At 64.7% G+C, this 12,087-nt stretch carries 12 protein-coding genes; 4 read left to right on the top strand and 8 right to left on the bottom strand.

The window, feature by feature from the left end; all coding sequences use genetic code 11:
- Positions 1-24: 24 nt before the first annotated feature.
- The 3 genes from G404_RS0111550 to sucC form a co-directional block, all read right to left on the bottom strand.
- Entirely contained in the window at positions 25-756 is a 732-nt protein-coding gene (locus G404_RS0111550; protein WP_028641218.1) for a hypothetical protein, read from the bottom strand.
- Between the two features lie 135 nt (positions 757-891).
- Entirely contained in the window at positions 892-1,776 is an 885-nt protein-coding gene (gene sucD / locus G404_RS0111555; protein WP_028641219.1) for a succinate--CoA ligase subunit alpha, read from the bottom strand.
- 3 nt (positions 1,777-1,779) lie between these two features.
- A complete protein-coding gene (sucC, locus tag G404_RS0111560; RefSeq protein WP_028641220.1) occupies positions 1,780-2,979 on the bottom strand; it encodes an ADP-forming succinate--CoA ligase subunit beta in 1,200 nt (399 codons plus the stop codon).
- A gap of 256 nt (positions 2,980-3,235) precedes the next feature.
- On the opposite strand from sucC, the gene G404_RS0111565 reads away from it, so the two are divergent.
- Positions 3,236-4,012, top strand: a complete 777-nt coding sequence (locus tag G404_RS0111565; RefSeq protein WP_028641221.1) for a 3'(2'),5'-bisphosphate nucleotidase CysQ — start codon at positions 3,236-3,238, stop codon at positions 4,010-4,012.
- Positions 4,013-4,056: 44 nt separating this feature from the next.
- On the top strand, positions 4,057-4,935 hold the full coding sequence (nadC, locus tag G404_RS0111570) for a carboxylating nicotinate-nucleotide diphosphorylase (protein ID WP_028641222.1): 879 nt from the start codon (positions 4,057-4,059) through the stop codon (positions 4,933-4,935).
- Here the strand turns inward: nadC and G404_RS0111575 are convergent.
- Positions 4,932-5,387: a nucleoside deaminase gene (locus G404_RS0111575; protein WP_028641223.1), complete on the bottom strand. Its 456-nt coding sequence runs from the start codon at positions 5,385-5,387 to the stop codon at positions 4,932-4,934. The two genes, nadC and G404_RS0111575, sit on opposite strands and share 4 nt — an antisense overlap.
- A 118-nt stretch (positions 5,388-5,505) precedes the next feature.
- Between G404_RS0111575 and rpmB the strand changes: the two genes are divergently transcribed.
- Positions 5,506-5,790: a 50S ribosomal protein L28 gene (gene rpmB, locus G404_RS0111580; RefSeq protein WP_028641224.1), complete on the top strand. Its 285-nt coding sequence runs from the start codon at positions 5,506-5,508 to the stop codon at positions 5,788-5,790.
- Positions 5,791-6,026: 236 nt separating this feature from the next.
- Here the strand turns inward: rpmB and G404_RS0111585 are convergent, their stop codons facing one another.
- From G404_RS0111585 to G404_RS0111595, 3 genes are all read right to left on the bottom strand, one after another.
- A complete protein-coding gene (locus G404_RS0111585; RefSeq protein WP_028641225.1) occupies positions 6,027-7,361 on the bottom strand; it encodes a cytochrome P450 in 1,335 nt (444 codons plus the stop codon).
- 91 nt (positions 7,362-7,452) lie between these two features.
- On the bottom strand, positions 7,453-8,664 hold the full coding sequence (locus tag G404_RS0111590; RefSeq protein WP_028641226.1) for an ABC transporter permease: 1,212 nt from the start codon (positions 8,662-8,664) through the stop codon (positions 7,453-7,455).
- Complete coding sequence (locus G404_RS0111595) at positions 8,664-9,674, bottom strand: ABC transporter ATP-binding protein (RefSeq protein WP_051280601.1); 1,011 nt, start codon at positions 9,672-9,674, stop codon at positions 8,664-8,666. Before G404_RS0111595 ends, G404_RS0111590 begins: the two co-directional genes overlap by 1 nt.
- 91 nt (positions 9,675-9,765) lie before the next feature.
- On the opposite strand from G404_RS0111595, the gene queG reads away from it, so the two are divergent.
- Positions 9,766-10,830, top strand: a complete 1,065-nt coding sequence (gene queG, locus G404_RS0111600) for a tRNA epoxyqueuosine(34) reductase QueG (protein ID WP_028641228.1) — start codon at positions 9,766-9,768, stop codon at positions 10,828-10,830.
- Here the strand turns inward: queG and G404_RS0111605 are convergent.
- On the bottom strand, positions 10,827-12,047 hold the full coding sequence (locus tag G404_RS0111605; protein WP_028641229.1) for an NAD(P)/FAD-dependent oxidoreductase: 1,221 nt from the start codon (positions 12,045-12,047) through the stop codon (positions 10,827-10,829). The two genes, queG and G404_RS0111605, sit on opposite strands and share 4 nt — an antisense overlap.
- Between the last annotated feature and the right edge of the window lie 40 nt (positions 12,048-12,087).

The raw sequence follows: 12,087 nt of genomic DNA on the forward strand, positions 1-12,087 counted from the left end.
AAAGATAGGCACGGTCCCACGCCGTCAGATCACGCTGCGCCTGCAGACGCGGCCCGGTCCGGTCAAAGACACCCAGCACCGAGGGCGCATTGCCAGATTGCGGCGTTCGCCCGAGATCTGGGCAAAGGACACCATCGCGGCATAACTGGCAACTGTATCCAGCGGATAACCTTGGGCGCGCTTCAGATCGACCAGCACATACGACGTTGCAAAGTAAAGCTTGATGCCGCTGGACAGCCGCGAGCCATGGCCGTGCAGCATCATGCCGTCGATAATACCGTCGCCATCGATGCTGGTGGTGTTCATCGCATACCACCAGCGCACCGCTTGGCCGCCACGCAGCAGCGCGCTGGTGTCGGGCGGGCTGGTATCAGCCAGCAGCGCAGGGTCGTGGCGCAGCATATCGCGCATCGTGGCATCGGCATCCACACTGAACAGGATCACCAGATTGGGGCGGCAGCCTGGTTTTGATTCGGTCAGCGCACCCGTGGCCTGTGCCGCCTCGCGGATTCTGGCCAGCACGACCGGTTCATACTGCGCAGCGATCCCGATGACCTGCGGACAATAGCTGATATGGCGCCGCCCCAGCTGTTCGGCACCATCGTTCTGGATCACCTGCGTGACAAAATTCCACAACCGGCGATGCAGCGCATGATCGGTGCTGCCCGAGATCACGATCGCGGTCGGATCTGCGCGAGCCGCAACCGGCGCCAATGCGACCAGGGCCGCCGCCAGACAATACCGAAAACGTGTCATGCCATCAGGCTATGTGGCGGTCCATTGTGCGTCAACCGGTGATGCCACCCGGGTCGGCTGCACCGCGTTTGATCGGTTGGGCCTGGCACACACGAAAAGGGCCGGGGTTGCCCCCGGCCCTTTTCGTGTGTGCGATCAGCCCTTCAGCACTTCGGCCAGCGTTTCGCCCAGCAGGCTGGGCGACGGGCTGACGCGGATGCCGGCGGCTTCCATCGCGGCGATCTTGCTTTCGGCATCGCCTTTGCCGCCCGACACGATCGCGCCGGCATGGCCCATGCGGCGGCCCGGAGGCGCCGAACGGCCGGCGATAAAACCGGCCATCGGCTTTTTGCGGCCGCGTTTGGCTTCGTCGATCAGGAACTGCGCGGCCTGTTCTTCGGCATCGCCACCGATTTCGCCGATCATGATGATCGACTTGGTGTCGTCGTCGGCCAAAAACAGCTCGAGCACGTCGATGAAGTTGGTGCCGTTGACCGGGTCACCGCCGATGCCGACCGCGGTGGTCTGGCCAAGGCCGATGTTGCTGGTCTGGAACACCGCTTCATACGTCAGCGTGCCCGAACGCGACACCACGCCGACCGAACCCTTTTTGAAGATGCTGCCGGGCATGATGCCGATCTTGCATTCGCCGGGGGTCAGCACGCCGGGGCAGTTGGGCCCGATCAGGCGCGATTTGCTGCCCTGCAGCGCACGCTTGACGCGCACCATGTCGAGCACCGGAATGCCTTCGGTGATGCACACGATCAGTTCCATCTGCGCATCAATCGCTTCGAGGATGGCATCGGCCGCACCCGGGGGCGGCACATAAATGCACGATGCGGTGGCGCCGGTCGCGGCCTTGGCATCGGCCACGCTGTCATATTGCGGCAGGCCGATGTGGGTTGTGCCACCCTTGCCGGGGGTCACGCCCGCAACCATCTGCGTGCCGTAGTCAAGCGCCGCCTGGGTGTGGAACGCGCCGGTCTTGCCGGTCATCCCCTGGGTGATGATCTTGGTGTTTGCGTTGACGAGGATCGACATGGTTCAGGAGACCTTCCGGACTTCGGCCACGATCTTCTTCGCGGCATCGCCAAGATCATTGGCGGGAACGATTGCGAGACCCGAGTTGGCAAGGATGTCCTTGCCCTGCTGCACATTGGTGCCTTCGAGACGGACGACGAGCGGAACCTGCAGGTTCACTTCCTTGGCAGCCGCGACAATGCCGTCGGCAATGATGTCGCACTTCATGATCCCGCCGAAGATGTTGACAAGAATGCCTTTGACCGCCGGATCGCGCAGAATGATCTTGAACGCAGCCGTAACCTTTTCGGTGGTGGCGCCGCCGCCCACGTCAAGGAAGTTGGCAGGGAATTCGCCGTTCAGCTTGATGATGTCCATCGTCGCCATGGCAAGACCCGCGCCGTTGACCATGCAGCCGATGTTGCCGTCGAGCTTGATATAGGCAAGATCGTACTTCGACGCTTCGATTTCGGCCGGATCTTCCTCGGTTTCGTCGCGCAGCGCAAAGACATCGGGGTGACGATAGAGCGCGTTGGAATCAAAGCTCATCTTGGCATCGAGCACCAACAGCTTGCCATCGGCGGATTCGACCAGCGGGTTGATTTCAAGCATGTCCGAATCGAGTGCGACAAACGCTTCGTACAGCTGCCGCGACAGCGTCTGCGCCTGCTTGTTCAGATCGCCGGTCAGTTTCAGCGCAAACGCCACCGCGCGGCCATGGTGCGGCTGGAACCCGGTGGCGGGATCGATCACGATGGTGTGGATCTTTTCGGGCGTCGAATGCGCCACGTCTTCGATGTCCATGCCGCCTTCGGTCGACACGATCAGCGCAACGCGCCCGGTGCCGCGATCGACCACGATCGACAGGTAATATTCCTTGGCGATGTCGACACCGTCGGTGACGTACAGCCGGTTGACCTGCTTGCCCGCATCGCCCGTCTGCACGGTGACCAGCGTGTTGCCCAGCATGTCGGCGGCATGCGCGCCGACTTCGTCCACCGATTTGGCCAGACGCACGCCGCCCTTGGCATCGGCGGGCAGTTCCTTGAACTTGCCCTTGCCGCGCCCGCCGGCGTGGATCTGCGCCTTGACCACATAGATCGGGCCCGGCAGCTGCCGGGCGGCAGCAATCGCTTCTTCGACAGTCAGCGCGGGAATCCCCGCAGGGACGCTGACGCCAAACTTGGCGAGCAGATCCTTGGCCTGATACTCATGGACGTTCATGGCGATAATTCCCCAGCGTGCGAGTGGGCGGAAAGCCCGATCCGGCATGCATGCCGGACCGACGGAGTTGCATGGGCCTTAAGCACAGGCTTACCGGCTTGAAAAGGGGGCTTATGCCGCAGTGCAACTGAAGTCGCACATGCGGGCCTGGGCCCGCCACGAATGGATCGCGCATACGAATGAATGAAAGCCGCGCTGTGGGGCCGCGGCCGCCCCGCCCTTGCTTTGCCGTGTGGCTTGGCTCATCCCCATGGCGATGCTCGATTATACGCGCCTTGAAGCCATCGTTCGCCAGGCCGGTTGCCTGGCCATGGCGCATTGGCCGGGCCACGGCCACACCCCGCAGCGTTGGGACAAAAGCCCCGACAACCCGGTGAGCGAGGCCGATCTGGCGGTCGATACCTTTTTGAAACAAGAACTTGGTGCACTGTTGCCAAGCGCCGGCTGGTTGTCGGAAGAAACCGCCGATCATCCCGATCGGCTGGACCGGTCGCTGTGCTGGGTGGTCGATCCGATTGACGGCACGCGCGATTTCCTGCGCGGGCGCAGCGGCTGGTGCGTATCGGTGGCACTGGTCAGCGCGGGCCGCGTGCTGATCGGAGTGCTGGATGCGCCCGCGCGCAACGAATTCTGGATCGCCACCGCCGGACTTGGTGCGCACCGCAACCGGATCGCGCTGCATGCCAGCACGCGCACCGAGCTGCCGGGCGCGCGCGTCCCCGCCGACAGCCTGCCCCGGATCGATCATGACCTGACCATGGTGGACAAACCCAATTCGATCGCGCTGCGCATCGCCATGGTCGGCGCCGACGAAGCGGATCTGCTCGCGACACTGCGCTGGGGCTATGAATGGGATATCGCCGCCGCCTGCCTGATCGCGCGCGAAGCCGGCGCAGCGGTCAGCGATGCCTTTGGCGCCGCGTTCGATTTCAACAAGCGCGATCCGCGCGCCTTCGGATTGCTGGTGACCGCACCGGCCATTCACGGCCTGGCGGTCGCGCGCCTGGCCGAACGCGCGGCGCGGCTGGCGTAAACCCCGATATGGCGTGACGCCGTGCAAACGGCTATCGTTTCACCATGACCACCGCCCTGCTTCGCGCCTTCACCCTGCCCGGTTTCAACCTTGACGCGTTTGTCGCGCGCACGCTTGCCGAAGATCTGGGCCACGGCCTGCCCGGCGGCGGGCGCGATGTCACCAGCGACAGCGTGATCCCGGCCGAGGCGCGCTTTGCCGGGGTGATGGACAGCCGCGATGCAGTCAGCGTGTGCGGATTGCCGATTGCGGCGGCGTTTTTCCGCGCACTCGATCCACACGCCGATGTCGAATTGCTGGTCGATGAAGGCGCGCGCGTGGCGCCGGGCACCGCGCTGATGCGCATTGCCGGATCGGCCCGCGCGCTGCTGACAGCCGAACGCAGCGCGCTCAACACCGTGCAGCATCTGACCGGGATTGCCACGCTGACGCGCAGCTATGTCGATGCCATGGGCGACACCCGCGCGCGGCTGCTCGACACGCGCAAGACCATTCCGGGGCTGCGCGTGCTGGAAAAATACGCGGTGCGCACCGGCGGCGGACACAACCACCGCATGGGGCTGTACGATGCGGCGATGATCAAGGACAACCACGTCGCCGTGGCCGGCGGTGTGGCCCAGGCGGTACACCGCGCCCTGCAGGCAGGCGTGCGCGAGGTGATCTGCGAAGTGGACGGCATCGACCAGATCGAACCCGCACTGCAGGCAGGCGCCACGCGCCTGCTGCTCGACAATATGGGCCCCACGATGCTGCGCGACGCGCTGGCCCTGGTCGCGGGCCGGGTGCCGTGTGAGGCGTCGGGCGGGGTGCGGCTCGATACGATCGGCGCGATTGCCGCCACCGGGGTCGATTTCATCTCTGTCGGGCGCCTGACGCAAAGCGCACCTGCCGCCGATATCGGGCTGGATTTTACCCCGCTTTAGCGCCGTTCGCGAAAAAACCCGCGCAACAGCTCGGCCGATTCGGTCTCACCAAAACCCGCATAGACTTCGGGGCGGTGGAGCGTGGTCGGCTGATCGAACAGCCGCGGGCCATGGTCGACCGCGCCGCCCTTGGGATCGGGTGCCGCGTAATAGACCCGCGCGATGCGCGCATGGACCATGGCGCCCGCACACATTGCGCAAGGTTCCAGCGTGACCCACACATCGCAATCATCGAGCCGGTCCTGCCCCAGCGCGGTTGCCGCCGCGCGAATCGCCACGATCTCGGCATGGGCGGTGGGATCGTGGCCATCGCGCGGGCCATTGTGGGCCATGGCAATGATCGCGCCGTCCTTGACCACCACCGCACCGATCGGCACAGCGCCGGCATCGGCGGCAGCGGCAGCCTGGGCCAGCGCCTGGCGCATCGGTTCGGGCAGGGGCCAGCGCGCGATCATCGCATCCGCGCTAGCATGGGCGATGGCGCTTTGCGAATCCTTGACTTCGCCGGATGAATCGATAAGAGCCCGCGTTCAAGATTCACATCATACGAACATAAGCGAGTTTTCAGCCATGTCGCGCATCTGCGAACTGACCGGTAAGGGCCGCCAAGTCGGTCACAACGTGAGCCACGCCAACAACAAGACCAAGCGCGTGTTTCTGCCCAACCTGCAGAACGTGACACTGATGTCGGAAAAGCTCGACCGCAGCTTTCGCTTCCGCGTGTCGACCCACGGCCTGCGTTCGGTGGAACACAACGGCGGCCTCGACAACTGGCTGTTGAAGACGAGCGACGACGATCTTAGCGCGCGCGCCGTCAAGGTTAAGCGCGATCTGAAAAAGGCCGTCGCAGCCTGATTTCCCGGCTGCGGCGCACACGCGCCGTGCCAGAAAAAAGCCCCGCTTCGGCGGGGCTTTTTGCGTTCCTGAACACCGGCGATGTGGCCAGCCGGTCCATCGGGGCCGCATATCGCCACAAGCCAGGGTGTTCCGCGGCGGATCGGGGTCGGGGGGGCAGTCAATCCGGCCGCGGAACCAGTCCGGATTGGCGGGCGCGGGATGAACGCCAGATGACCACCCCGCGCGATATCGGCCTAGTATCGTTCAACCGTGACGTCCATCCGACGGAAGCCATGGACGAAATTGGCGCGCACGCGTTCCACTTTGCCCGTGACATGCACACGCATGCGCCGCGCATGCATTTCTTCAAGCAGCACGCGCAGTTGCAGTTCAGCCAGGCGTGCGCCGACGCAACGGTGAATGCCATGGCCGAATGACAGGTGGCGGCGGGCGTTTTCGCGCGTCACGATCAGCTTGTCCGGATTGGCAAACACATTGGCATCGCGGTTGGCCGACAGATACCACATCACCAGCTTGTCGCCCGCGCTGATCTGTTGCCCGAACAGTTCGGTATCGGCGGTTGCGGTGCGGCGCATATGCGCCAGCGGCGTAACGAAACGCAGGCATTCCTGCACCGCGTTGGGGATCAGCGCAGGTTCGTTTTCAAGGATCTCGCGCTGATCGGGAAAGGTGTGCAGCGCATGGACGATGCCCGACATGGTGTTGCGCGTGGTGTCATTGCCGCCCACGATCAGCAACACCAGATTGCCCATGAATTCCTGCGGGCTCATCTGGCTCATCGCCGGGGAATGCAGCATCATCGAAATCAGGTCCGGACTGGGCGCCTTGCCCATGCGTTCCATCCACAGCCGCCCGAAATATTGCGCCATTTCGCCCAGGATGCCGAACCTTGTGTCGGTCAGATCGCGCGCCAGCGTCAGTTCGACATCGCCCGCCCAGTCGGACCAGAATGTCAGCAGGCGACGATCGTCCCAGGGAAATCCGAACAGGATCGCCAGCATGCCCGTGGTCAGTTCGATCGAGACCGTGTCGACCCAGTCAAACTGTTCGCCGATCGGCAGCGTGTCGAGCAGATGCGCGGTGCGTGCGCGGATTTCGGTTTCCATACGCACGATTTCGGCGGGTGTGAACGCGGGCGCGACAGTGCGGCGCTGGCCGGTGTGTTCGGGCCGGTCCATCGCGATGAACATCGGCAGCTGGCGTTCGGCAAGCACCGCGGGATCGATCTCGGCAGGCGGATCGCTGATCGTGATGCCGCCGTATTTCCACGACGAGGAAAACAGTTCGGGCAGCGATTCGACATGCAGCACCGATTTGTGCGTCGTGACATTCCAGTAATCGCCATAGGGCGATCCGGTCACTTTGTTCACCGGAGCCTGTTCGCGCATTTGCGCAAAGATCGGCCCCCAGGTGTCATTGGTGTAGATGTCCGACCGGCTGACGTCCCAAGGGTGCGTGTGCACCGGCCGCGCATGTGGATTGGCGCGCAGCCATTCCTCGAACGCCGCGGTCGCAGTGGGCGATGTGCGATAGGCAAAGGCGACTTCGGGGGCGGTCTGCGTGGCCATCTGGAATCCTCCGGCTGGGGTTTGCGCACCCCCGTTTATGCCGCGAATATTCCTTTAACCTACATTCATGTCAATAAGGTTTTCAGCTGCGTCAGCCGGCCACTTCGATGGCGATCTTTCCGCCACGGCGGCGTGGGCGCGCCGGCCCCGATTTCATCACCGAACGCCGGAACAGCAGCGCCCCGCCACGCACCATCAGCGCCACGCACAACCCCTGCCACGCCAACGCAATCACGTGCGGCATCACACCAGTGTGCTGCGCCGCATAGGCCAGCATGGCATAGGGCGAACTGATCGGAAACACTTGCGCCACCCATTCGATCAGGCTGCCCGGACGCGCCAGCGCAAAGCTGGCCAGGAAAAACACGATCAGTTGCATCATCGTCGCCGGCATCGACAGGGTCTGAACCTCGCGCACGGTGTTGGCCATGCCGCCGATCGCCAGGAACATCGATCCCAGCAACAGATAGGCCATCGAGAAATACGCAAAGCCAAGCCCCAGGAACAGCGGCCAGCCGACCGCCGGCGTCGCCAGCAACGGAATCGAGCGCGTGCCAATCAGCACCATCACGCCATAGCCGCTGGCCCATACCGCAATGCCGACCATACTGACCGCCAGCATGGCAAACAGCTTGCCCAGAAACAGCGCGTCCATCGGGATCGAGGCCGCCAGCACTTCAATGATCTTGTTGGCCTTTTCCTCGACCAGATTGGACAGCACCATGCCGGCCAGCAGCATGGTCAGCAAGAACAGCAGCAATTGCCCGGCCTGTGCCGTGACAACCTGGCCATTGTGTTCGTTGGCGGCGCTGGTCACCACCACATCGGTGCGCACGTCGGCCAGCGGTGCGGGCGCGGCAGAGCGGGCATGCGATGCAAACAGCGCGATCATGCCGCGCCATTCATCGCTATGCCCCTTGGTCGCGGTCAGCACCGGTGCTGCCAGCGTGCCGGACACGACCGCAGCAAGCCTGCGGTTCTTGAGCGCAGCGCGCGCATCAAAGCGTGCGCCGGGACGCACGCGTTCGATCACCTGAAATTCGGGCGCGCCGCCGGGCATCGTGTCGACCAGCGCGGCCCGCGCAGAAACCAGGCGATCACCCTCGTTTGCGGGCAGTGCGATGCCGATCACCGCGCGATCAAGGTCGTGCTGCACGCTGGCGCCGATCATGCCGGCAAAAAAACCGACGACGATCGGAAACAGCGGCCCCAGCAGGAAAAAGATGAACGCCTTGGAAAAGACCACGGCCACGAAATCGCGACGCGCAACCACCCAGGCGGCACGCAAACGTTCAGGTACCATCAGCGGCGCCCCTTTCTCGAAACGGACTGGGCCTCTTCGCGGTTTTCTTCGAGCGCGCGCGCGGCGGCCTCTCCGGCGATCGCAACAAACGCATCATGCAACCCGGCGCGTTCGATCGACAGGCTGAGAATGCCTGCATTGCCTTCGATCAGCGCGCGCAACAGCGGTTCCACCCCGGTTTCGGGCAGCGTGAAATACCAGAGCGCATTGCCCGTGGCCCGGACATCGCAGCGCGCCTCGGCCGGAATTGCGGCCCGCCAAAGTCCGTCGGCAACGCGCGTTTCCAGCCGCACTTGCGGACGCAACCGATCGCGCGCGACATCCACGGGTCCGGCAAACGGCACTTTGCCCCCGGCGATGATGGCCACCTGGTCGCACATGCGTTCGGCATGCGCGATCACGTGGGTGGAAAACAGCACGGTCGCCCCGCGCGAGGCCAACGCGCGGATCAATTGTTCCAGCCGCCCCTGGTTCAACGCGTCGAGGCCCGAAAACGGCTCGTCCAGCACCACCAGATCGGGATTGTGGATCAGCGTGCCGATCAATTGCACCTGCTGCGCCATGCCTTTGGACAATTGGCGTATCTGCCGGTCGGCAGCATGGGCCAGCCCGTATTCCTCCAGCATGGTGCGCGCCCTGGCCCGCCCTTCGGCCAGCGGCACCCCGCGCAGCGCGGCCAGAAAGGCAATCGCCTCATACGCTTTCATCGACGGATAAAGCCCGCGTTCCTCGGGCAGATAACCGATCCGGCGCGCCACTTCGGTGGGGCGTTCGCTGCCCAGCACGCGGCGATAGCCGGCATCGGGGTCGATGATACCGAGCAACATGCGCAAGGTCGTGGTCTTGCCCGCGCCATTGGGTCCAAGCACGCCATAGATCGACCCGCGCGGCACGGTGATATCCACGCCATCGACGGCGATCGTGCCGTCAAAGCGTTTGACCAGGCCGTGCGCCTCGATCGCCAAATCCTTGCTCGCCCTGAGCGCGGCCAGATCGGCTGCATTGCTCATCGCGGACAATTCCCCCACAAAGTGTGCTGCTGGTTCGTATCGCATGGAGCGGTGCAGTACACAGTGCCAATGAACGGACGGGGCAGCAAGTTTGGTTAACGACGCAGCAGGATTTGCCCGGCAGATCAGGGACGAGGCGGTGGCACTGGGTTTTGCAGCCTGCGGCTTTGCCGACGCGCGCGAAGACCCGCTGCGCGCGCGGCGGCTGGAACAGTGGCTGGGCGAAGGCGCGCACGGTTCGATGGAATGGATGGCAACCCGGCTTGAACACCGCCGCTCGCCCAAGGGGCTGTGGCCCGAGGCGCGCAGCGTGATTGCGCTTGGCATGAGTTATGCCCCCGCGGCGGACCCGCTGGCGCTGGCCGAGGTGGCCGATCACGCGCGCATTTCGGTCTATGCCCAAGGCGCCGATTACCACGATGTGGTCAAACGCGCGCTCAAGGCCTTGGCGCGGTGGATCGTCGCGCATGCGGCCGACGCCGATGTAAAGGTGTTTGTCGATACTGCCCCGGTCATGGAAAAGCCGCTGGGCGCGGCCGCCGGGCTGGGCTGGCAGGGCAAACATACCAATCTGGTCAGCCGCGCGCACGGGTCATGGCTGTTTCTGGGCGCGATCTTCACCACGCTTGATCTGCCGCCCGATGCGCCGCATGCCGACCGCTGCGGAACGTGCACCGCGTGCCAGACAGCCTGCCCCACCGATGCCTTTCCAGCACCCTATCGCCTGGATGCGCGGCGCTGCATTTCGTACCTGACCATCGAGCACAAGGGCCCGGTGCCGCACGAGTTCCGCGCCGCGCTGGGCAACCGCATCTATGGCTGCGACGATTGCCTGGCGGTGTGTCCGTGGAACAGCTTTGCCAGCGCGGCGGCGGCCAACCGCGCGTTTCTGCCCCGCGCCGAATTGACCGCGCCGCGGCTGGCCGATCTGCTGATGCTGGACGATGCCGGGTTTCGCGCGCTGTTTTCCGGATCACCGATCAAACGCATCGGCCGCGACCGGTTTGTGCGCAATTGCCTGTATGCCGCGGGCAACAGCGCCGAACCCGCCCTGTTCGGCACGGTGCAGCGTCTGCTGGGCGACGCCGATCCCGCCGTGGCCGATGCCGCCAGCTGGGCGCTGGACCGCCTGGTGCAAGCCTTGCCGGTTCCCTAGGCCATCTCTTTCAACAGCACGGTGGTATCGGCCAGCTGTTCGGGCGCGATCGATGCGCCCGTTTCGACCAGCTTCTTGCCCTGGACGTAATCCTTGACCGCATTGACGCAATCGAGCGCGATCACCCGGCCGTGCCGCAGATAGATCACGGAAAATGACCGCGTGGCCGGATCGCCGCGCGTGACCGTGGCGTCATGCCCGATCGACAGCCCGACCGTCTGCAGCCGCAGATCATACTGGTTCGACCAGAACCATGGCACGGCCTTGTACGGCACCGGATGGCCGGTGATCGCGCGGGCCACGCACGTGCCCTGATCGTTGGCGTTCTGCACCGATTCGAGCCGGATCGTCGCGCCGTCGGCATAGCTGTTGGCATGCGCGGCACAGTCGCCAATGGCATAGACATTGGGCAGGCTGGTGCGGCACAGGTCGTCCACCTCGATCCCGTTGCCGCCTTTGGCGCCGGCCGCGATCAGCGGCGCGGTCGCGGGAATGATCCCGATGCCGACGATGACGATTTCGGCCGGCAGCACTTCGCCATCCACCAGCCGCACCCCGGTCACTTTGCCATCGGCGCCTTCCAGTGCCGCGACTGCCACATTGGTGCGCAGATCCACCCCGTGCGCGCGATGTTCGGCCTCGTAGAACGCCGACAGCGCTTCACCCGCCACGCGCGCCAGCACGCGCGGCAGCGCTTCGAGCAACGTGACATGCACACCGAACTTGGTCAGCACGGCGGCCGCCTCAAGCCCGATATAGCCGCCACCGATGACCACCGCACGGCGGGCGCCGGCATCGAGTTCGGCCATCAGACGGTCGGCGTCGGCGCGGGTACGCACCGCATGGACGCCCGCCAGGTCGTGCCCGTCAAGCGTCAGCCGGCGTGGATCGCCGCCGGTGGCCCAGACCAGCGAACCGTAGGCCAGCGTCTCGCCACTGTCGGTGGTTACGGTCTGGGCCTCCGGATCGACCGACACCACTTCGCATCCAAGCGAAAATTCGATGGCCTTGTCGGCCCAGAACGAAGCCGGGCGGATCGTGATCCGTTCAAAGCTTTTGTCGCGGGCCAGGTATTCCTTGGACAGCGGCGGGCGTTCGTAGGGCAATTCGGGTTCGCGTCCGATCACCCGGATCGATCCCGCAAACCCGTTCTGGCGCAAGGCGATCGCCGCCTGTGCGCCGCCATGCCCTGCCCCCACGATCACCACATCCGCCATTGCACGCACCTTGTCGCCGAACCTGCCCATCGATGCGGGC

The organism is Novosphingobium acidiphilum DSM 19966, assembly GCF_000429005.1.
Taxonomy (GTDB): Bacteria; Pseudomonadota; Alphaproteobacteria; order Sphingomonadales; family Sphingomonadaceae; genus Novosphingobium; species Novosphingobium acidiphilum.